The organism is Streptomyces griseofuscus (genome assembly GCF_014673495.1).
Lineage (GTDB): Bacteria > Actinomycetota > Actinomycetes > Streptomycetales > Streptomycetaceae > Streptomyces > Streptomyces murinus.
The window spans coordinates 7,498,764-7,519,654 of the sequence record NZ_CP051006.1; the positions used below are offsets into that span (position 1 = coordinate 7,498,764).

The 20,891-nt window shown below is 73.6% G+C and carries 18 protein-coding genes and 2 pseudogenes; 7 read left to right on the forward strand and 13 right to left on the reverse strand.

The genetic code is table 11. From position 1 onward, the window contains the following. Positions 1 to 876 (forward strand): class II fructose-bisphosphate aldolase, encoded by an 876-nt coding sequence (locus tag HEP81_RS34035; protein ID WP_037659419.1) that lies wholly within the window; start codon positions 1 to 3, stop codon positions 874 to 876. Here HEP81_RS34035 and HEP81_RS34040 read toward each other — a convergent pair. Together HEP81_RS34040 and HEP81_RS34045 are read right to left on the reverse strand one after the other, a co-directional pair. Then, the gene (locus tag HEP81_RS34040; protein ID WP_037659421.1) at positions 863 to 1,996 is read right to left on the reverse strand and encodes a methyltransferase; all 1,134 of its coding nucleotides are present in this window, start codon (positions 1,994 to 1,996) and stop codon (positions 863 to 865) included. The genes HEP81_RS34035 and HEP81_RS34040 overlap by 14 nt on opposite strands. A gap of 187 nt (positions 1,997 to 2,183) precedes the next feature. After that, a complete protein-coding gene (locus HEP81_RS34045; RefSeq protein WP_037659422.1) occupies positions 2,184 to 3,167 on the reverse strand; it encodes an ArsR/SmtB family transcription factor in 984 nt (327 codons plus the stop codon). Between the two features lie 89 nt (positions 3,168 to 3,256). Between HEP81_RS34045 and HEP81_RS34050 the strand changes: the two genes are divergently transcribed. Genes HEP81_RS34050 through HEP81_RS34060 form a run of 3 tightly spaced genes read left to right on the forward strand, consistent with a single transcriptional unit; the run spans position 3,257 to position 6,519 of the window. Then, positions 3,257 to 4,495 carry an MFS transporter gene (locus tag HEP81_RS34050; protein WP_037659425.1) on the forward strand — a complete coding sequence of 413 codons (1,239 nt, stop codon included), beginning with the start codon at positions 3,257 to 3,259 and terminating at the stop codon, positions 4,493 to 4,495. A gap of 15 nt (positions 4,496 to 4,510) precedes the next feature. Continuing rightward, positions 4,511 to 5,233: an alpha-ketoglutarate-dependent dioxygenase AlkB gene (locus tag HEP81_RS34055; RefSeq protein WP_037659429.1), complete on the forward strand. Its 723-nt coding sequence runs from the start codon at positions 4,511 to 4,513 to the stop codon at positions 5,231 to 5,233. A gap of 47 nt (positions 5,234 to 5,280) precedes the next feature. Beyond that, complete coding sequence (locus HEP81_RS34060) at positions 5,281 to 6,519, forward strand: ROK family protein (protein ID WP_037659432.1); 1,239 nt, start codon at positions 5,281 to 5,283, stop codon at positions 6,517 to 6,519. Between the two features lie 18 nt (positions 6,520 to 6,537). Here the strand turns inward: HEP81_RS34060 and HEP81_RS34065 are convergent, their stop codons facing one another. The 6 genes from HEP81_RS34065 to HEP81_RS34090 all read right to left on the reverse strand — a co-directional run bounded on the left by HEP81_RS34065 (position 6,538) and on the right by HEP81_RS34090 (position 10,637). Continuing rightward, positions 6,538 to 6,738 (reverse strand): hypothetical protein, encoded by a 201-nt coding sequence (locus HEP81_RS34065; RefSeq protein WP_037659435.1) that lies wholly within the window; start codon positions 6,736 to 6,738, stop codon positions 6,538 to 6,540. Between the two features lie 136 nt (positions 6,739 to 6,874). After that, positions 6,875 to 7,777, reverse strand: coding sequence for a phosphotriesterase family protein (locus HEP81_RS34070; protein ID WP_375139817.1), 903 nt, complete (start codon positions 7,775 to 7,777; stop codon positions 6,875 to 6,877). Beyond that, positions 7,774 to 8,352, reverse strand: a complete 579-nt coding sequence (locus tag HEP81_RS34075; RefSeq protein WP_037659441.1) for a DUF4865 family protein — start codon at positions 8,350 to 8,352, stop codon at positions 7,774 to 7,776. Before HEP81_RS34075 ends, HEP81_RS34070 begins: the two co-directional genes overlap by 4 nt. A gap of 33 nt (positions 8,353 to 8,385) precedes the next feature. Beyond that, complete coding sequence (locus HEP81_RS34080) at positions 8,386 to 8,949, reverse strand: TetR/AcrR family transcriptional regulator (RefSeq protein WP_243279678.1); 564 nt, start codon at positions 8,947 to 8,949, stop codon at positions 8,386 to 8,388. Between the two features lie 142 nt (positions 8,950 to 9,091). Then, positions 9,092 to 9,700 (reverse strand): ATP-binding protein, encoded by a 609-nt coding sequence (locus tag HEP81_RS34085; protein WP_078967543.1) that lies wholly within the window; start codon positions 9,698 to 9,700, stop codon positions 9,092 to 9,094. Between the two features lie 613 nt (positions 9,701 to 10,313). Further along, positions 10,314 to 10,637: a hypothetical protein gene (locus HEP81_RS34090; protein ID WP_037659444.1), complete on the reverse strand. Its 324-nt coding sequence runs from the start codon at positions 10,635 to 10,637 to the stop codon at positions 10,314 to 10,316. A gap of 313 nt (positions 10,638 to 10,950) precedes the next feature. Between HEP81_RS34090 and cds1 the strand changes: the two genes are divergently transcribed. Beyond that, positions 10,951 to 12,075 (forward strand): L-cysteine desulfhydrase Cds1, encoded by a 1,125-nt coding sequence (gene cds1, locus HEP81_RS34095; RefSeq protein WP_037659446.1) that lies wholly within the window; start codon positions 10,951 to 10,953, stop codon positions 12,073 to 12,075. Between the two features lie 71 nt (positions 12,076 to 12,146). Here cds1 and HEP81_RS34100 read toward each other — a convergent pair whose 3' ends face one another. Together HEP81_RS34100 and HEP81_RS34105 are read right to left on the reverse strand one after the other, a co-directional pair. After that, the gene (locus HEP81_RS34100; protein WP_037659447.1) at positions 12,147 to 12,608 is read right to left on the reverse strand and encodes an SRPBCC family protein; all 462 of its coding nucleotides are present in this window, start codon (positions 12,606 to 12,608) and stop codon (positions 12,147 to 12,149) included. 103 nt (positions 12,609 to 12,711) lie between these two features. Further along, positions 12,712 to 13,605: a DeoR/GlpR family DNA-binding transcription regulator gene (locus tag HEP81_RS34105; protein ID WP_037659449.1), complete on the reverse strand. Its 894-nt coding sequence runs from the start codon at positions 13,603 to 13,605 to the stop codon at positions 12,712 to 12,714. Positions 13,606 to 13,881: 276 nt separating this feature from the next. Between HEP81_RS34105 and HEP81_RS34110 the strand changes: the two are divergent. Then, positions 13,882 to 15,099: pseudogene (locus HEP81_RS34110) on the forward strand (hypothetical protein); the annotation flags it as partial. A 259-nt stretch (positions 15,100 to 15,358) separates the two neighbouring features. Here the strand turns inward: HEP81_RS34110 and HEP81_RS34115 are convergent. Beyond that, positions 15,359 to 16,233, reverse strand: a protein-coding gene (locus tag HEP81_RS34115; protein ID WP_207748323.1) for an IS5 family transposase whose coding sequence is annotated in 2 segments (ribosomal slippage) — positions 15,359 to 15,840 and positions 15,840 to 16,233 — 876 coding nt in all. Because the reading frame shifts where the segments join, the coding sequence is not laid out codon by codon here. Positions 16,234 to 16,337: 104 nt separating this feature from the next. On the opposite strand from HEP81_RS34115, the pseudogene HEP81_RS34120 reads away from it, so the two are divergent. Beyond that, a pseudogene (locus tag HEP81_RS34120) lies at positions 16,338 to 17,504 on the forward strand (hypothetical protein); the annotation flags it as partial. Between the two features lie 25 nt (positions 17,505 to 17,529). Here HEP81_RS34120 and HEP81_RS34125 read toward each other — a convergent pair. Together HEP81_RS34125 and HEP81_RS34130 are read right to left on the reverse strand one after the other, a co-directional pair. Then, positions 17,530 to 19,971, reverse strand: coding sequence for a right-handed parallel beta-helix repeat-containing protein (locus HEP81_RS34125; RefSeq protein WP_037655871.1), 2,442 nt, complete (start codon positions 19,969 to 19,971; stop codon positions 17,530 to 17,532). A gap of 222 nt (positions 19,972 to 20,193) precedes the next feature. Continuing rightward, positions 20,194 to 20,796, reverse strand: coding sequence for an Rv1733c family protein (locus HEP81_RS34130; protein ID WP_037655869.1), 603 nt, complete (start codon positions 20,794 to 20,796; stop codon positions 20,194 to 20,196). Positions 20,797 to 20,891: the final 95 nt, after the last annotated feature.

Consider the following 20,891-nt stretch of genomic DNA (forward strand, 5'->3'; position numbering starts at 1 on the left):
GTGCCCCTCGCGCCCACCGGCGAGCTGGTCGCCCGCGCCGTCGAAGACCGCTCGGCCGTCGCCGCGTTCAATGTCATCACGCTGGAACACATCGAGGCCGTCATCGCCGGTGCCGAGGCGGCCGGCGCCCCCGTCGTCCTGCAAGTCAGCGAGAACGCGGTCAAGTTCCGCTACGGACGGCTGCTGCCGCTCGCCCGCGCGGCCGGCGCCGCCGCCGAACGGGCCGCCGTACCCGTCGCGTTGCACCTGGACCATGTGCAGAGCGACGAGCTGCTGCGCCAGGCGCCCGGCGCCGGGTTCAGCTCGGTGATGTACGACGCGGCCCGGCTGCCGTATCCCGACAACCTCGCCGCGACCCGGGCGGCCGCCGACTGGGCGCACTCCCAAGGGCTGTACATCGAGGCCGAGTTGGGGGAGGTCGGCGGCAAGGACGGGCGGCCCCCGCTGGACGCGCACGCGCCCGGCGCCCGTACCGACCCGGCGCAGGCGCGGGACTTCGTCGGCGGCACCGGGGTCGACGCCCTGGCCGTCGCCGTCGGCAGTGCGCACGCCATGACCACACGCACCGCCGCCCTCGACCACGCCCTGCTCAAACGGCTGTCCGCCGCGCTGTCCGTCCCCCTGGTGCTGCACGGCTCCTCAGGCGTACCGGACGCGGGCCTGGTCGAGGCGGTCGCGGGCGGCATCGCCAAGGTCAACGTCGGCACCGCGCTGAACATCGCCATGACCGGCGCGATCCGGGAGTTCCTCGCCGCGCACCCGGAGGCGGTCGACTCCCGTAAGTACCTCAGCGTCGGCCGGGAGGCGATGGCCCTGGAGGTGCGGCGCCTCATCGCGGTCGTGACCGGCGCCGCCGGGTCCGCTAGCCCTTCTTGACCGCCTTCAGAAGCACGAACTTCGCGTCGCTGGCGACGAGTTCGCAGTTGCCGAACACCCGCTTCAGGGTGATGTGGTAGCCCAGGTGCCGGTTACCGATCACCCACAGCTCGCCGCCCGCCCGCAGTGCGCGCCGCGCGCCGGTGAACATCCGTCGCGCGGTCGCGTCCGTCGTCGCCTGGTGGGAGTGGAACGGCGGGTTGTTCAGGACGAGGTCCACGCTGTCGGGGGCCACCCCGGTGAGCCCGTCGCCGACCCGGAACTCGGCATGCCCGGGTACCCCGTTGGCCTTGTACGTGGCCTCCGCGGCGGCCACCGCCTGGAACGACTCGTCCACGAACAGCACTTCGGCCGCCGGGTCGGCCAGCGCCGCCGCCGTACCGACCACGCCGTTGCCGCAGCCGAGGTCCACCACCCGGGCCGGCCCGGGGCCCGGCAGGTGCTGGAGCAGGAAGCGGGTGCCGATGTCCAGCCGGTCGGCGCAGAAGACGCCCGCGTGGTTGACGACCGGGCGGCCGGAGATCGCGCCGACGCCGGCGGGAAGGTCGTAGCGGTACGGCCATGGGTTCGCGGGCCGTCGCAGCGCCGGGTCGGGGGTGCAGAAGATCAGCCGGGCCTTCTGCTGGGCCAGCGAGGTCCGGGTCGGGCCGAGGATCCGCTCGAAGAGCTGAAGCGTGGAGGTGTGGATCTCCTTCACCATGCCGGTGCCGATCACCACCGTGCCCGGGTGCACGGCGGGCGCAAGCCGCAGCAGCTGGTCCTCCAGCAGCGCCAGGCTCTTCGGCACCCGCACCAGCAGGACGTCGATCCGCTCGGGCGGCTCGTCCTGGGTGGTCAGCAGCTGTACCGCGCCCGGTTCGACACCGGCCCGCGCCAGATTGGCACGGCTCGCCTCCTGGCCGAGGAAGGAGTCGGTGATCTGTGTCGGCCGGTGTTCCGCCAGCGCTGTCACCAGGGCGCCCCAGCGGTCCCCGAGCACCACCACCTCGCCGGTCAGCGGCACGTTCTGGGCGGCCAGGTGGCGCAGCAGATACGCGTCGGAGGCGTCCCAGGCACGCAGCCGGTCGCGGGGATCCTCGGGGAAGCGGGACAGCTCGACCTCGCCCCACGGTGTCGTCATACGGTCGCTCATCGCGCTCCAGGCTAGCGGAACCGCAGATCAGGGCCCGTACGGCCCGAGCCCCAGGGAGACTTCTCGGACAAGGGGCGACAGGGAGCGGCCGCCGAGAACGACTGCTTGTCGGCTTGTGTTCTGCTCGCACCGGTATCGCCTCGTACCGGTATCGGCGGGGCGCCGATCCGCACACTCAGCCCGAACCGCCGACCAGCGCCTCGCCGAGCGGGGTGCGCCGGTAGAGCACCGACCGTCCGGAGCGCGCCCGGACGAGCAGCCCCGCGGCCCGCAGGACGGCGAGATGGTCGCCCACCGCGCCCGGCGCCATGGCGAGGCTCCGGGCGAGATGGCTGGTGCTGGCCGGGGCGTCCAGCGCCACCAGCAGCCGGGCCCGGGCCCGGCCGACCAGGGCGGTCAGCGCGTCCGGTCCCGGCGCGGCCTCCGGCGTGTCCCACAGGGCGGCGGTGCCGCGAGCGGGATAGACCAGGGTCCTGGGCCAGGGGTCCGCCAGGTGGGCGGCGACGGACGGCCCGACGCAGACCGAGGGGATCAGCAGGAGCCCGTCCCCGACCAGCCGGACCGTGCCGCCCCGGGGGAAGAACCCGAGCTCGATACCGCCGGCGCGCCAGACGATGCCCGGGTGCAGGCTCTCGATGGCCGCGGCCCAGCCGTGTTCCCCGATCACCCCCACCCGGTGCACGACATCGCGCTCGCAGATCGCGCGCAGCTGCGGCCAGTCCGCCGCGAGCAGTTCCCCCCAGGCAAGGTCCATCGCCTCGGCGATCCGGGGGACCGCGTCCGCCGAGTCCAGCACCGCGCGCACCCGGGGATCACGGCCGAGCGGCCGGGCCGCGGCGGCGACGAGTTCGCGGCGGGCCGCGGCCGCGGGAGTGGCCCGGATCGCGGCGAGGTCGTCCGCCCAGGTCTGGCCGAGGCCGCGCGGCGGCGGGGCGACGAAGTCCGCGCCGGAACGCTCGGTGTGCAGGGCGAGGAAGGCGTCCAGTTCGGTCTCGCGGCGAAGCCGTTCGAAGGCCGGCCGGAGCCGGTCCGCCCAGGCGCGCGGCAGCGGCCGGTTCCGGCCGGCGAGCGAGCGCAGCAGCGCGGAGAGTTCCATCGCGGGCGAGAGCGCGAACCGGCTGCGCAGCAGGTCCTCGACGGAGACTTCGAAGCGGAGCACCCCGTCACGTTATCGCCAGGCGCCCGCTTCGATTCGTGCAGGGACGAATCATTGGAGCCCACAGGGGACGTACGCGGAAGCTGTCCGGCGTGACCACAACCGCCGAACCCGTCCAGGGCGACCATCGAGCCACCTACCGTGAAGTGCTGGCCGAGCCGCGCTTCCGGCTGCTCTTCACGACCCGTACCGTCGCGATCACCGCGGACTCGCTGCGGATCACCACGTTCTCGGTGCTCGTCTTCACGGCCACCGGCTCCGCGCTGTTCAGCGCGCTGGCCTTCGGCATCAGCTTTCTGCCGCAGCTGTTCGGCTCGCTGCTGTTCGGCTCCCTGGCCGACCGGTTGCCGCCCCGCGCGCTCATCGCCGGCGGCTACGCCCTGGAGTGCGCCGCCGCCGTGCTGCTCGCCCTGGTGCGGATGCCGATCGCGGCGAGTCTCGGCATCGTGGCCCTGATCGCCCTCGCCACCCCGCTGTTCAGCGGCGCGTCGAGCCGGCTGGTCGCGCGGTGGCTTGAAGGCGACGCCTATGTCCTGGGCCGCTCACTGAACAACATGGCCTCCTCCGGCGCGCAGCTCTTCGGCCTGGCGCTGGGCGGCGCCGCCGTCGCGGTGCTCGGCGCCCACCGGGCGCTCGCGGTGAGCGCCGCCCTCTACCTCGGCTGCGCGCTCGCCGTCCGTCTGCGGCTGCCCCGGCTGGAGCCGGGAGTGTCCGAAGGCACCTCCGGCCGCGCGCGGGGCGACGGCGGGGCCGTCCGGGCCAGCCTGCGCGGCGCCGGACTGCTGCTGCGCGCTCGTACGGTACGACGTCTGATGCTGGCCCAGTGGCTGCCGTCGGCGTTCGTGGCGGGCGCGGAGGGACTGATCGTCGCCTACGCGGGCGGACGGCACTTCGCGCCCGGCTGGTACGCGGTGCTGATGGGCTGTCTGCCGGTCGGCATGCTGATCGGCGACCTGCTGGTGGGGCGGCTGCTGCGGCCGCCCACCCGGGAGCGGCTGGTCGTGCCGCTGGTCGTCCTGATGGGACTGCCGCTGATCGGCTTCGCCGCCGAGCCCGGTGTGGGCCTCTCGTGCGCTCTGCTGTTGCTCACCGGCTCCGGCTTCGCCTACGGCCTCGGTCTGCAACGGCCCTTCCTGGACGCCTTGCCCCAGGAAGGCCAAGGCCAGGCCTTCGGACTGCTCGGCTCCGGCAACATGACACTCCAGGGGGTCGGCCCGGCCTGCTTCGGCTCGGTGGCCGAGGGCATCGGAACGGGTGGCGCGATCGCCCTGGCGGGCGGTGCGGCGGCGCTGACCGCGGGCTGGATCCTCAGCTGGCGGCGGGCCCCGTGAGGCAGGATGGGGTACGTGGACGCGGAACTGTTCCCCCGGGAGCGCGCGCAGCTCGCGCCGGGCGCCGCGCACGTCCCGGACTGGCTGCCGGCCGAGCGCCAGCGTGAGCTCCTCGCCGCCTGCCGGGACTGGGCACGCCCCCCGGCCGGGCTGCGCACCGTGCGCACCCCGGGGGGCGGCACCATGACCGCCCGCCAGGTCTGCCTCGGCCTGCACTGGGGCGTCGTACGCGCCTGCCCCGCCTGCGGACGGCCCGTACGGGACAACCCCGGGTGTCCCGGCCCCCATCAGTACCCCTACGCGTACACCCCCAAGGCCGTCGACGGCGACGGTGCCCCGGTCAAGCCCTTCCCCGGATGGCTCGGCGAGGTGGCCCGGCGCGCGGTGGCCGACGCGCTCGGACCGGCGGCCGTACCCGCGCCGCCGTACGACATCGCGCTGATCAACTTCTACGACGGCGCCGCCCATATGGGCATGCACCGCGACAGCGATGAACGGGCCGACGCCCCGGTGGTCTCGCTGAGCCTCGGCGACACCTGCGTCTTCCGGTTCGGCAACACCGAGACGCGGACCCGGCCGTACAACGACGTCGAGCTGCGCAGCGGCGACCTGTTCGTCTTCGGCGGCCCCGCCCGCGCCGCCTACCACGGGGTGCCCCGGGTCCACCCGGGCACGGCACCGCCCTGGCTGGGGCTGGCCGGGCGGCTGAACATCACGCTGCGGGTGAGCGGGCTGTGACGGCGGCGCGGGCCACGGGCGATGCGGATCATGGGAGACTCGCCCTCATGAGCGGCAAGGCGGAACCCCGGGCGGCGGGGGAGAGGACCACCACGAGGGCGCGGCTGGACCGGGGCCGGAGCGCGCTCGGGCCCGCCCTTGAACTGGTGCACACCGGACGGGCGCCGACCCGGGCCGTGCTCACCGCCGAACTCGGCGTCACCCGGGCCACGGCCGGTGCGGTCGCCGCCGAACTGGAGGCCCTCGGCCTGATCCGGGTGGACGCCCGCCCCGCCGCCGCGGCCGGCTCCCAGGGCCGCCCCTCGCACCGGCTCGATGTCGCCGAGGAAGGCCCGGTCGCCCTGGCCGCGCAGGTGCACGCCGACGGTTTCCGGGCCGCGCTGGTCGGCCTCGGCGGCCGGATCGTGGCCACCGCGCCCGGCTGCGAGACCGTCGCCGCCGACCCGGCGAAGGTGCTCGGCTCGGTGGTCGAGGCGGGCGCGGAACTGCTGCGCACCACCGGCCGCCGCTGTGTCGGCGCCGGGCTCGCCGTGCCGTCCGCCGTCGCCCAGCCCGAGGGCCTCGCGCTCAACCCCCTGCACCTCGCCTGGCCCGTCGGGGCGCCGGTCCGCCGGCTGTTCGAGGAGTGCGTGCGCGCGGCGGGCATTCCGGGACCCGCGTTCACCGGCAATGACGTCAACCTCGCGGCGCTCGCCGAACACCGGCACGGCGCGGGCCGGGGCGCCCGCGATCTGCTGTGCGTGGCCACCGGGCACCGGGGCGTCGGCGGCGCGCTCGTCCTCGACGGCCGTCTGCACACCGGCAGTTCGGGGCTGGCCCTGGAGGTCGGGCACCTCACCGTCAACCCCGAGGGCCGCCCCTGTCACTGCGGCGGCCGGGGCTGCCTGGACGTCGAGGCCGACCCGCTGGCGCTGCTCGTGGAGGCCGGCCGCGAACCGGGCCCCGAGGACTCGCTCCTGAAGCAGGCCGACGATCTGCTGCGCGCCCAGTACGACGACCCCGCCGTGCGCCGTGCCGCCGAGGCTCTGATCGACCGGCTGGGCCTCGGACTCGCCGGTCTCGTCAACATCCTCAACCCCGACCGGATCATCCTCGGCGGACTCCACCGCACCCTGCTGGACGCCGATCCGAGCCGGTTGCGCGCGGTGGTCGCCGACCGCAGCCTGTGGGGCCAGAGCGGCGGCGTCCCGATCCTGCCGTGCACCCTCGACCACAACAGCCTGGTCGGCGCCGCCGAACTGGCCTGGCAGCCGGTCCTGGACGACCCGCTGGCCGCACTGCGCTGAACACCTCGGCCGCGGGAGTCATCCTCGCCGCTCGGCCGCGGCATGCCACCAGCCGGGCGGGGACGTCCTGTTGACCCGGGCCGTCGGCCGGCCGGGGTGCAGCCCGAGCCGCCACAGGGCGTCGGCGCGCACCCGGACGTCGTACCAGCCGTGCCGGTGGCCGGCGGCGCCGATCCCGCAGACGAGCCCCCAGCCGATCCCCTCGGGCCCGAACGGCATCCGGTCGACGCCGCGTTCCCGCGGTCAAGCGCGTGCGGCCGCCATCGGACGCGGCCGGCCCGGCCCGTTCCCGTACGCGGCGACGGTGATCCGCTCGTGGTGCGCTGACGTCATGCCGGACATGATGCCCGGACCGTCACGCCCAGTCGACGGAGAACGCCTTCCCCGGGTGCTCGGTGAGGATCCGGTCGACCAGTTCCGTGCCCAACTCCGCCGCCAGGCGCGGGCGCAGGCGCCGCAGCAGGTACGGCATACCCGGGCCGCCGTCGACCGAGCGCGCCCCGGCGGTCACCGTGTCGCCGCCGAGCAGCAGCCGGTCGCCGAAGCCGGCCTCCGCGAGGGCGCGGGTGCCGGCCGGCATCTGCCAGTCGGTGGCGTGATGAGTGCGCGAGGGGCCGTCGAAGGCGAGCCAGCAGCCGGCGGCGGCGGCCTGCCGCTGTGTCACCGGATCGGGGAAGCGGTTCAGATGGCCGAGGATCACCCGGTCGCCGGGCACGCCCAACTCACCGCAGAGCAGGTCGAGTACGTCGAGGGCGCCGGTGCCCAGCTCCAGGTGGACGGCGATGGGCGCGCCGGTCGCGTGGTGCGCCTCGGCGGCCGCCGTCATGGTCCAGCGGGCGTGCGCGTCGAGCGTGTGGAAGCCGCCCGCCACCTTGATCAGCCCGGCCCGCACACCGCTCGTACCGATGCCCTCGGTCAGCTCGGTGACGAAGACCTCGGCCAGCCGGCCGCGCAGTCCCTCCAGCAACTCCGGTGCCACATGCGGGGCTTGATGCAGTCCCGTCGCGCAGACCAGATGCACCCCGGTGGCCCGGGACAGGGTCGCGAGGTCGGCCGCGCGGCGGCCCATGCCGTGCGGTGTCCACTGCACGACGGCGGCACCGCCCACCGTCCGGAACGCCTCCAGTTCGGCCCGGGCGGCGGCGACGTCGTCCAGTTCCCTGCCCGGCAACTGCCTGCTGCGCAGGAAGAGATGGTCGTGCGCGTCGCACACCCCCAGCTCCTGCGGGCGGATGTCACCGAGGACCGTACGGATCACCAGTGCCGCCCGCGCGGGAGCCGGTCGCGGCCGGGGGCGGACAGATGCAGCACCTGGTAGAGGTCGCCCTCGGCCTTGGGGGTGTCGTGCTCCCAGAGGGAGAAGTGGACCAGCTCCCAGCGGTGCGGGTCGGCGGCCGTCGCGGCCAGTACGGCACCGTCCTCGGCGGCCAACCGCTCGGCCGCGCCCGCCGCTTCCTCCATCAGGGACGACAAGTCAGCGCCCTCCGGGACCGGTTGCCTGTGCCGCACGGCGAACGCGGCACGGGTGCCGGTGCCCTCGGCGTAACCGAGCCCCGTCCACTGGCGTACGGCCGGACGTCCGAAGTCCTCGGCCAGGCGCTGGAATCCGCCGCCCCACAGGAAGCGGTTCATGCCCTCGACCGTGCGCCACAGATAGAACGGCGCGTACTGGTTGACCGGCGAGCCGTGCACACCGCGTTCCCGCAGCAGATACGCCTTGAGGCCGAGCCCCTCCCAGTCGTCCAGCAGATGCCCGAGGCGGTCGACGCGGGCGCGGATGATGCCCGTGTCGTAGTCCGCGGGCAGCGTCACCTCGTACTGCATGGCATGCATCAAGTGGCCCCTTTCCTCAGGATTGCTCAGGCCTCAGGCGGTGCGGGGCGCGAGGAGAGCGAGCAGCCCGTCGACGGCGGCGTCGAAGGCGGCGGGGGAACCGGCGGCGCGGGCCAGCACATAGCCGCCCTGCACGGTGGCGAGAATCGTCGCGGCGGTCCGCTCGGCGTCCAGCTCCGGCGCGAACTGCCCCTGCCGCTTGCCCTCTTCGACGATCTCCGCGAGCCGCTCCCGGATCGCGGCGAGCGTCTCAGTCACCGGGGCGCGCAGCTCGTCACTGGCGATCACGTCCGGGTCCATGGTCAGCCGCCCGACCGGGCAGCCGCGCAGCACCTCGCGCTCGCGGCGCAGATATGCCTCGATGCGCTCGTACGGTGTGCCCGGGCCCTCCAGGGAGCGTTCGGCCGCTGCCCGCAGCTGCTCGGCGGTGCGCCGGATCGCCGCCAGCGCGAGGTCCGGCTTGCCCTTGAAGTGGTGGTACATGCTGCCCTGGCCCGCGCCCGCGCGCTCCAGGATCGCCTTGGGGCTGGTGCCCACGTAGCCGCGCTCCCAGAGCAGGTCGCGGGTCGACTCGATGAGTCGTTCGGAGGTGCTCATGGGGTCAGTGTACATACTGGTAGATACAGAGGTGCTGGTGGACGCCGAAACACTCGTTCCGTGGGCGTGCGAGTGCCCGGCGAGCGGTTCGTCGCCGCTCGCCGGGCACTCATGCCGCCGTACGCCCGCCCACCGGTCCGGTTCAGCCCGCGCCCGCCGCGACCGGGTGGGTGGCGGCCAGTTCCTGCCCGCCGGGGGCGGTCGTGACCGCCGCCGGGACCGGTGCGCGGGGCGAACTGGCGGGAGCCGCCGTACTGACGACGCCCGCCGCGACCGGGGCGGGCATCGGCTGGTGTTCCGGGGTGCGGCACGGCACACGGGTCGCAAGGCCGGGCGTCGCGGGCAGGGTGAACCAGACGACCTTGCCGTTGTCGCCGTCCGGCCGCGCGCCCCAGCTCTCGCTGACCGCGGCGACCATGGCGAGGCCCCGCCCGCAGGTGGCGAGCGGTGTGCCGCCCTCCGCGTCCATGTCCGCGTCCTCGGCCGGTACCGGCAGTCGCGGATCATGGTCACGTACCGACACGGTGAGCCGGTCCGGGCGCAGCTCCAGCTCGACGGTGCACGACTTGTCGGGCCTGGCGTGTCGGTGGACGTTGCTGAGCAGCTCCGTCACACCGAGCGCGGCTCGGTCTATCAACGGGTCCAGATGCCAGTAGCGCAATTGCGCAGATACGATTCTGCGGACCTGGCCGATCCGCGACGGCAGGGCTTGGAGCTCCACCGTGCAGTGCCTGCTTGGGTGACTGATCACGGCTGCGACTCCCCGATGTGAGGTCCGGAACGGAACCGGAAAACACGGAGAACAACGGATCCAGCAGGCCCCCCGGCCCCGGGAAAGCGGCCCCCTGCTGTCGGTGGCCGGCGGGCTGGTTCGCAGCGTTATCGCCGGTAAACCCAGAGTGACGTGAGACCAGCGTGGCGCAGGGGGCGCAGTGACGCAACTCATCGCGCCCGGATGGATACGGGTGGTGAATTCCGGTGCCCTGTTCGCCGGTGTCCGACGCCTGCCGATCGCCCGAACACCGCGTGCCCCGCGGCGGATTGGTGCCGCCCGGCCTGCGGGCACCGCGTGCCGACCCGACATCGGATGCCGTCCGGACAGCGCGCGCCGATCCGACCCCTTACGCCGTCCGGACATCGCGTGCCGAGCGGGCACCGAGTGCCGTGGGAGGTCGTGAGGTGCGCACCGAATAGCGCGCTTCTTTGGCGGAATATCGCGCTCCTCCGCGCCGGGGCACCGGGTGCCGCCCCGAACGACGCGCCGCACCGACGACGTACGTGTCTCCCCGACCTGCCATGCCGCGCGCTTCCTGCCGCACGCCGCCCCACGCCGCCCGAGCCCCGCCGCAGGCTTCGGCCCCTCTTCAGCCGCCGCGGCCGGCGGCCCGGCGGACCGCCTCGATGAAGCGGCGGGCAGCGGGGGTGCCCGGCTCGCCCGGGGCGGGGTCCTGGTCGGCCAGGGTCAACAGGTACCGCTGGCCGTTGATGTCGGCCAGCGCCTTGTCGTCCGGGGCGAACCACGGCTTGGAGGCGCGCACCGCCTGCACCGGCGCGCTGTCGATCTCGCTGCCGTAACTGTTGAGCAACTCCACCCTGCCGTCATTGATCCGGACCTGTCCGGCCCGGGTGAGCGAGCGCATGCGTTTCCCGATCCGCACGCCCTTGGCCGTGAACTCCGGCTCCGCCATCCCTCGCCGCCCCCTTGTGCGCGTGTTCCCGTGTTCCGGTGTGCGCCCCCGTCCGCGTACGGGACGTTTGTCCCGACGCGTGCAGTCTGCCGCGCCACGGGGCGGAGCACCAGTGCGCGCGGGGGCGCGCACGGCAGCGGCCCGGAGCACACGCGGCGGCGCGCCCGTCCGTCTCGTACGCCTGTGCCCCAGGGTCTCTTTGGGCCGCCCAAAGATGCGTTTATGCAGGTGGGAAGCGGTCTGAAAGATGCCTATGCTCGAAAGTGCCGGCCCGCCCGAGGCGCCGTCGGCGCAGAGCGTAAGGAGCACCGACGTGAGCATCACCCACCAGGCCAGGACCGGCGCCACCCTCGATGTCGACCGTACCGACCCCGCCTATCGGGACTGGCTGAAAGAGGCCGTCCGCAAGGTGCAGGCCGATGCCAACCGCTCGGCCGACACCCACCTGCTGCGCTTTCCGCTGCCCGAGCGCTGGGGTATCGACCTCTATCTCAAGGACGAGTCGACGCACCCCACCGGCAGCCTCAAGCACCGCCTCGCCCGCTCGCTGTTCCTCTACGGCCTCTGCAATGGCTGGATCCGCCCCGGCCGCCCGGTGATCGAGGCGTCCAGCGGCTCCACCGCCGTCTCCGAGGCGTACTTCGCCAAGCTGATCGGGGTGCCCTTCATCGCGGTCATGCCGCGCACGACCAGCGCCGAGAAGTGCCGCCTCATCGAGTTCCACGGCGGTCGCTGCCACTTCGTGGACGACTCTCGGAAGATGTACGAGGAGTCCGCCCGCCTCGCGGTGGAGACCGGCGGCCACTACATGGACCAGTTCACCTACGCCGAGCGGGCCACCGACTGGCGCGGCAACAACAACATCGCCGAATCGATCTTCCGCCAGCTGGAGTTGGAGCGGTTCCCGGAGCCGGCGTGGATCGTCGCCACGGCGGGCACCGGCGGCACCTCGGCGACGCTCGCCCGCTATGTGCACTACATGCAGTACGACACCCGTATCTGCGTCGCCGACCCGGACAACTCCTGTTTCTTCGAGGGCTGGACGAGCGGTGACCCGGACGTCACCTGCGACTGCGGTTCCCGGATCGAGGGCATCGGCCGGCCGCGCATGGAGCCGAGCTTCGTGCCCGGCGCGATCGACCGGATGATGAAGGTCCCGGACGCGGCCAGCGTCGCCGCCGTACGGGCCCTGGAAGGGGTCATCGGCCGCAAGGCGGGCGGCTCCACCGGAACCGGGCTGTGGAGCGCGCTGAAGATCGTCTCCGAGATGGTGGCCGAGGGCCGTACCGGCAGCGTCGTCACCCTGCTGTGCGACCCGGGCGACCGGTACCTCGACAAGTACTACTCGGACGAGTGGCTCGCCGAGCAGGGCCTGGACATCGTGCCGTACACGACGGCGATCGAGACGCTGCTGACCACCGGCGTGTGGCCCGACTGAGCGGTCCGCGACCCGGTGGAGGCCTGGCGCGCTGATTCCGTGTCGCTGTCGCCGTCGCCGTAACGGTCGGCTCAGGACAACCGTCGGTCCAGTGCCCCCGCCGCCTGCCGGATGGCGAGGCCCGCGCCCGGGGCGGCAAGTCGGCAGCCGAGGCGGAACGCGGCGATGCCGTCGAGGGCGAAGACCGCCCGGACACGGGTGCCGGTGCCGACGGGGGTCAGGCGCCATTCCTCGACCCAGGCGCGGGCGCCCGGGATGTTGGTCACATCGACGCGGTATGTGTACAGCTCGGGCTTCTCGGCGGCCAGGACGGTCTCCTCGAAGCGGATGCCGCCGCGCAGCCGGACCTCGCGTCCGCCGTCCGTCGACCGGGCGCGGGCCACGGCCGAGAACCACTGCGGCATGCTCGCCACGTCCTCGGCGAGGGCCTGGTAGACCAGATCCGGGGCGGCTTTCATGTCCCGGCCGAACACCAGCCGTACGGGCGCGCGGTCGACGAAGTCCGGGCCGACCGGACGCAGACGCTGGGCCATGGCGGCAACCTCCTCATGAAGTCCCGCACGGAGGTGGGGCGTTGGCGAGTGCTGGGCTTCTTCCGTGCGGACGGGCCGTGGCCGCAGCGTAGTTGACGTGGTGTCAGTTGTCCTCGACGCCGTCGGCGGGTTCCGCGGCGCTGTCGCCGTCGGCCTCCTCGTCGTTTCCTGCCGCGTCCTCGACGTCCGGCTCCCCGGCCACGATCAGCCGCCGCAGCCGCTCGGAGACCTCGGTGCGTGCCTCCTGCGGCAGCCCCGAGTCGGTCACCAGGGTGTCCACCTGATCCAGCGTGGCGAACGAACTCAGGCCCACCGTGCCCCACTTGGTGTGGTCGGCGACCACCACCACGCGCCGCGCCGAGTGCACCAGGCGGCGGTTGGTCTCGGCCTCCGCCAGGTTCGGCGTGGACAGGCCCGCCTCGACCGATATGCCGTGCACCCCGAGGAAGAGCAGATCGAAGTGGAGCGCGGCGATCGCCTGGTCCGCCACCGGGCCCACCAGCGAGTCGGACGGGGTGCGCACCCCGCCGGTCAGCACCACCGTGGCGGCGCCCTGGATCTGCCCCGAGATGCGCTGCGCCGCGTGGAAGACGTCCGCGACCCGCACCGAGTTCGTCACCACGGTCAGGTCCGGCACCTCCAGCAGATGCTGTGCGAGCGCGTACGTCGTCGTACCGCCGGACAGGGCGATCGCGGTGCCGGGGGTGACCAGGGCGGCGGCGGCCCGCGCGATGTCCTCCTTGGCCGACAGCTCCAGGCCCGACTTGGCCTCGAAGCCCGGCTCATGGGTGCTCGCCTCGACCACGGGGACCGCGCCGCCGTGCACCTTCTCCAGCACGCCCTGCCGGGCCAGCGCGTCCAGGTCGCGGCGCACGGTCATGTCCGACACCCCGAGCCTGCGGGTCAGTTCATTGACCCGGGCACCGCCGCGGCGCCGGACCTCGTCCAGGATCAGGGCACGGCGCTGCTCGGCGAGGAGGTGCTGATTCTCGCTCACGTACGCTCCGGTCCTTTCGCCGCCAACCGTTCGACACACCCGGCGCATCCGCCTGCGAGCAGTGCGTTTGTCCGTCCGGAGGTGCGCGGGCTTCTCATCTTTTCACGGGACGGTACGGGGTGCGCCACCGCCCGGTGCCACGCTGGCGGGCGGTCGGGGGCCCCGGGTGGTGGCGCGGCGATCGGGGAGATTCTGTGACGAGCGGTGTGCAGCGGGCCGGAAACGGACATCCTGAAGCGCGCACGGACACAGGCCGTACGGCGTCACGGGGGAAGTGTGGAACGCGCTCAGGAACGCCCCAGCGGACAGCCGGCCGGGGGCCGCGCGCCCGAGCCGGTCGATCTCGAGTTACTGGTGCACGGGGTCGGCGGTACGACCCCGGAGGAGATGCTGGGCGACGCGCGCACCGTGCGGGTCGCGGGGGACGACACGGCGGCGGTCTTCCGGCGCGCCGAGGATGTCTCCGAGGACGTCTCCGGCGCCGGAGCGGGGCCTCGGGGTGGACCAGGGGCGCGCGGCGGGGGCGGGCCGGTGCAGGAGGCGTACGTCTGGTGCAACCTCACCTCCGGTGACGCGGGCCGCGCCCTGTGGCTGTTGCTGCTGCCGTTCATGGTGGTCAACCTCGCGCACTGGATGCGCCCCGCCGCGCCGGCCCGGCCGCGTGCCGTCCGCCTCTACGGCCTGCTGGTGCGGCTCATCGCCCTCACCCTCACGGTGCTGCTGGTGGCCGCCGCGTGCGAGGTGGCCCTCGACCTGGTGGCCTGGCAGTGCGCCGGCGCCCGCGACTGCGCCCGGCGCCATTTCTGGCTGGCCTTCCTCACCCCGGACGCGGCCCAGGGTCCCGGCGTACGCCGGTGGACGGAACTGCTCGGCACGTCCGGCGGCTGGTGGGCCCAGCCGGGACGGCGGCTCGCGCTCGCGGCGCTGGTGCCGGGCGGACTGATCCTCCTGCTCTGGTATCTGTCGCACCGCACCTGGAGCGCGTACGAGTCCCACCGGCCGCTGGTCCAGGGCCCGGCGCCGGACCCCGACGACAGCGCCCTGGCACGGCCCGGCTTCTGGTACGGGCGCCGACTGGTGGCCCGGCTGCGCGCAGCCCATACGGCGGCCGGGCTGCTGACGATCGCCGCCGCCCTCGCCACGCCTGCGCTCCGCTTCGACCACCGGCCCGGCGGCCCTGGCGCGCTGGACACCCTCGGCGTGCTGCTGACCGCCTGTCTGCTGGCCGGGGCGGGCGTGACGGTGGCCGCGGTGTGCCGCCGGGGCCGCGACGAACACCGCGTCGACCAGCGGCTCGACCCGCACCTGCTCCGACAGCTCCCGCTCGGCGCCCTCGCCCTGCTCCTCCTCACCGCGCTCTACACCGGCTGGTCCCGCCCCGACTGGCACTCGACCGGCCGCCTCCCCGGGGCCCCGGCGTTCGGCGGCCTGATGCTGGCGCAGGGGGCTCTGGTCGTCCTGCTCGGGTTGGTCGCCTGGGGGATGTACCGGAGCGGGGCGACACCCTCGGCTCCCACCACTGAGACCGACATCGACTCCGCCTCGGTCCTTGGTCCCGCCTCGGTCCCTGGTCCCGCCTCGGTCCTTGGTCGCGGCTCGGGCCCGGTCCTCGGCATTGGCTCCGACCCAGCGTCCGACCCCGACCTCAGCCCCCGCTCTGACTCCGGCCTCGGTCCCGGTCCCGGCACGGACCTTGGCCCCGACCCCAGCTCCCGCTCCGACCCCGACCTAGGGCGTGTTGTGAAAGTGCTGGTCAAAGCCACTCGTTGATGGCTGCGACCAGCACTGTCGCTTCGTAGCGGACGGCGAGTTTGTCGTACCGAGTGGCGACGGCCCGGTGGCGTTTGAGCCGGTTGATCCCGCACTCGACCGCGTGCCGCTGCCTGTAGTCGTCCTTGTCGAACGCCGGTGGACGCCCGCCGCGCGAGCCGCGCTTGAGGCGGTTGCGGACGCGGTCCGCAGGGACTGGGATGGTGGCTTTGATGCCGCGTCTGCGCAGGTAGGAGCGGTTGCTGCGGGAGTCGTACGCCTTGTCGGCCCGCACCCGGTCCGGCCTCTTGCGCGGCCTGCCGAGTCCCAGCCTCGGAACCCGGATGGCTTCCAGGACCGCTTCGAACTGCGGGGAATCGCCCCGCTGTCCAGCCGTGATCACGACGGACAAGGGCTTCTGCCCCTGCTCGACCGCGAGGTGGATTTTGCTGGTCAGCCCGCCGCGGGATCGTCCGAGACCGTGGTCGGCCGGCTCGACGAAGATCCCGCCGGGCGGTTCCTTCTGGAGATCCCCCTTTTCACCGCGCCGGCAGCGTGCTGGTGAGCCCGGCAGACGGTGGAGTCGACGTTCACGTCCCAGGTGACCAGGCCCTCCGCATCGGCCTCGGCCTGGAGCTGGGTGAGGATCCTCGCCCAGGTGCCGTCCCGCTGCCAGCGCCGGAACAGGTCATAAACCCGGTCCCACGGCCCGTAGCGTTCGGGCACGTCACGCCATGGGGCACCGGTCCGGGTCCGCCACCGTATGCCGTCTATCAGCTGCCGCCGCGTCCACACCTGCGGACGACCCGGCTTGATGCCTTGCGGCAGCAACGGCTCAAGCCGGGCCCACTGGCCGTTCGTCAGATCCCCACGTCCCACGAAAGGTGATCATCAACGAACAAGATCCACTTTCGCAACAGACCCTAGCCCTTGACCTCAGCGCCGGACCTGGCCCCGGACCCGACCCCCGTCCCACCTCTCACCCCCGCCCCACCCCCAGCACCCACGGTCTCGGTGGACCCGCTGCCGCGTTGGTCGGTTGTGTGTTGGGTGGGGTGATGTCCGGTGGGGTCGCGCAGCGGGTGGCGGACTGGCTGGATGGGGCCGGGGGTGCCATTTCCGGGCCGTCGGTGGTGTTGATCTGGCAGGCGTCCATGATTCCGCCGCTGCTCGCGGTGCTGCTGGGGGTGGCCGTGCGGCTCGCCGCCGGGACCGCGCGGCTCGCCCGTGTCGAACGCGACCGCGTACGCCGGGAGCATCCCGGGGAGGCCGAGGACCCGGCCCGTACTCGTGCCATCGCCCACGCCCGGGCCATGGCCGCCCTCACCGACCGCGCCCCGCTCGTCCTCACCGTGCTCTCCGCCGCCGCCCTGGTGCTCGGCGGCGTGGCGCTGGCCGGGGCCCTGGTCAGCGGGCGGTCGCCGGACGGCGCGGCGGGCGGCACCGCGGCGGTCGTACAGATCGCCGCCGGGATCTCCCAGGGCCTTGGCTCATGGCTGGTCGGGCTCGGCTTCCTGTTGTTCGTCACCTGGGGTCGGCGCGCCTACAAGGACCGCGGCGCCCGGCGCACCGTCGGCATCCTGTGGGATGTCGGCACCTTCTGGCCGCGCGCCGCACACCCCTTCGCACCCCCGTGCTACGCCGAGCGCGCGGTGCCCGACCTGACCTGGCGGATGGCGACCTGGACCGAGGCGACCGGGGGCCGGCTGGTGCTCTCCGGTCACTCCCAGGGCAGTGTGCTCGCCGCGGCGGCGGCCTGGCAGCTGACGCCGGCCACCCGGGCGCGGATCGCGCTGCTGACGTACGGCTCACCGCTGGAGCGCTTGTACGGCCGCTGGTTCCCGGCCCACTTCGGGCCCGCGGCGCTCGCCGGGCTGCACCGGGACATGGCGTGCTGGCACAACCTCTACCGCCGCACCGACCCGATCGGCGGCCCGGTCCGGCTGCCCGTCGACGACCAACCACCCGTCGACCGGCCGCCGTTGCGAGACCCCCTCACCTACGGACGCACCCCCGAGCACCCGCTCCCCACGCCGATCCTGGGCCACTCCTGCTACCAGAGCGACCCGGCCTTCGCGCAGGTACGGGCGGACCTGCTGACCCGCCTGCACACCGAACTCCCGGCTCCACGCGGGGAGTCGGCGACCTGATGCCCCCGCCCGGCTACGGCGCTGCTCAGGGCTGCTGGCCCGGCAGGTCCTCCGGATACAGCAGGGTCAGATCGTCGGTGGTCGGGTCGGGCAGCTGGGCGACCCGGCTCGCGTGGCGTTCGACCATGGCCTCGAAGGTCTGGCGGGCGGTGCGGCCGTTGCCGAAGGCGGGACCTTTCGGGAGGGTGGTGAAGTAGGCGGCCAGGGCCTCGGCGGTGCCGGGAGCGAGCCGGTACTCGTGCTCGTCGGCCTGCTGCTCCACGATCCGCAGCAGCTCCTCGGGGCCGTAGTCGCCGAAGGTGATGGTGCGGGAGAACCGGGACGCCACCCCGGGGTTGACGGACAGGAAGCGCTCCATCTCCGCCGTGTACCCGGCGACGATCACCACCACCGCGTCCCGCTGGTCCTCCATCAGCTTCACCAGCGTGTCGATGGCCTCCTTGCCGAAGTCACGCCCGGCGTCCTCCGGCGAGAGCGCGTACGCCTCGTCGATGAACAGCACCCCGCCGCGCGCCCGTTGGAACGCCTCCTGAGTACGGATCGCGGTGGAGCCGATGTGCTCGCCGACCAGGTCGACCCGGGACACCTCGACCAGATGGCCCTTGTCCAGCACACCGAGGGAGGCGAGGATCTCGCCGTAGAGCCGGGCGACCGTCGTCTTGCCGGTGCCGGGGGAACCGGTGAAGACCAGATGCCGCTTGACGGACGCGGCCTTCAGCCCCGCCCGCTGCCGGCGCCGGCCCACCTCGATCATGTCGGTCAGCGCCCGTACCTCGCGCTTGACGCTCTCCAGGCCGACCAGCGCGTCGAGTTCACCGAGCACGTCCTTCGACGTACGCGCCGGCTCCACCGGCTCCGCGGCGGTGACCGACGGCTCCTGCTCGGTGCTGCGCTGCCCGGGGATCGAGCCGAGCAGCCCGGGGGAGTGGTGCACCGTCTGTACGGCCGTCTCCCGCGCCGCCGGGGACCGGAGGCTGCCGCTCTCGTCGCTGGTGCAGTCCTCCACCACCGGACCCGAACCCGACCCGGCGTCCGCGCCGCCCTCGGCGAACTCGTAACCCCCGCGCGCACAGCGCTCGGTGCGGCACTTGCGCAGCGTGGTGCGGCAGCCGTCGATCACATGGAAGCCGTAGCCGCCGCTCCCGGTGACCCGGCAGTTCAGGAAGCTGCCCCGGCCGCCCGCGGAGACGTAGAAGCCGGCCTCGGCGGGGGAGTCGACGGTGCAGCGCTCGATGGTCGGGTCGGCGCCCTTGGTGACGATCACACCGGTCTGGGTGCCGTCCACGGTGCAGTTGTTGAGGGTGCCGCCGCTGCCGTGGTCCCGGAACCAGGCGCCGGTCGCCGTGTCCCGGATCCGGCAGTCGTCCAGCTGCGCGGTCGCCCCGTCGCTCACCGACACGGCCGTGTTGCGCACCTGGGACAGATCGCTGTCCACCACGTCCACCCGCGAACCGCGGTCCAGCACGAACAGCGCGTCCGGCACATCGTGCACCCGGCAGGAGTCCAGCACCGCGGTGGCGCCGTCGCTCACCCACACCGCCGGATAGTCACCGGTGCTGTCGAAGATCTCGCACTGGTTGGCGTCCACCCGGGTGCCCGGGTCCCACACCGACAGCCCGTTGCGCCCGAACTGCCGGACCGTCGTGCGGGTCAGCGTGAGCACCGAACGCGAGCGCAGATCGACCGCGTTCTCCGGGATGTCGTGGATCCGGCAGTCCTCCAGCGTGAGTACCGCGTCCGTGTCCAGCGTGACGCCGTCGCCGGTGGTGCGGTGCACATCGCAGTCGGTCAGCTGCGCGGTCGCTCGCTGGCTGACCTGCACCCCGGAGCCGCGCACCTCGTAGATCTCGCAACCGACCGCCTCCAGCGCGGAGTTCTCCCCGGTCACGCTGAACCCGGTGCCCGAGGCGTGGTGCACCCGGCAGCGGTCCAGGCGCGGATGGCCGCCGCCGCGCACCGCCACGCCCGCCTGTCCGGCCGCCACGATCTCGCACTCCTCGAACACCCCGCTGCCGCCGTCGAGTACGGCGATACCGATACCGGCCGGGTTGTCCACGGTGAGCCGGCGCACGGTCGGACGGGCCGCGCCGCGCACCTCCACCCCGACGGCCGAGCGGGTCACGATCCGCATGTCCATCAGCTCGGGCGTGCCCTCCTCGACCAGCAGCGCGGGCGCCGCCGCGTCCTGGCCCTCCACATGCAGGTCGTGCACCACGGCCGAGGCCCGCACGGTCAGCGGTACCCCGTCCACCGGCGCGATCCGCACCGAGCCGGGCGAGCCGTCCGGCCCGCGGAGCGTCACCGCCCGCTGGATCACGAGGTTCTCCCGGTAGGTGCCGGGAGCGATGGTGAGGACGTCGCCGTCGGCGGCGGCCTCCAGGGCGGCGGCGAGCGATGCGTACTCACCCGTGCGGCGCCGCCACCGCGAGGTACCGGTGTGCGTCACCTGGACCGTGCCCTGTGCCATGGCGTTGCTGTGCCCCCACCTCGTCGTACTGATGGCCGCCGCCCCGTACGGGCGGCGCTGCCGAGTCCGTGCGTGTGCCCGGCCCCTGGGCCCGCCCGGCCATGTCCCCGCGTCTCTGCGAGTCCCTGACGTGCGCCCGTCCGCGGCCTGTCGCCGAAAGCGCTCCGGCCGGTCCACCGTAGCGTGTGCGCCCGGGGTGGGTTGACCACAGCCCGCCCGCGGTCAGCTGCCGGTGCCCGCCTTGCCCCAGTCCGGGCCCGCCCGGTCCCAAGCCTGCTCCCAGCGTGCGTACCGGCGGCGGACCATACGCCAGACGATGAGCCGCCGGGCGGTCTCGACCAGGCCCGCGGTCAGCAGAGCGGCGCCGAATCCGGCCAGGACGGCATGGGCCGTGGCCGTGACGGAGTCCAGCGGGCGGGTCGTTATTCGGCCCTGCGGATCCGTCCAGAGCCCGAAGTGGTCACCGGCGTGAGGGGACTTGAGGTCGGCGAGGACCGGGCCGCGGTGCGCGGTGCCGTCCGGCGCGGGCCAGTCGGCGAGGACGCGGCTGCGGGCCTCGTGCGCGCCGGTGGAGTCGGGATCGCCCTCGGCGGCCCGGCCCAGCGGCCGTACCACGGTGGCCATGACCGGATGGTGGGTGTGCTGTTCCACCCGCGCGGCACGCTGGAGCGAGTCCTCGGCGACGAAGCCGACCAGCGCGCCCGTCAAGGGCGCCACCACGGTGATCAGCACCAGCGCCACCAGCGCCACCCACGCCTCGGCCAGATCGGTCGCGCGGCACAGCGGATTGCGTCTCCAGCGCCACAGACCTGTGACTGCCCGCATCTCCCCACCCCCCACGTCCCCCGCGGCCGGTCACGGCCGCGACGTCTCACGCATTTCTCATGTCACCCCAACGACCGGGAACGCCCCCGGGGTTC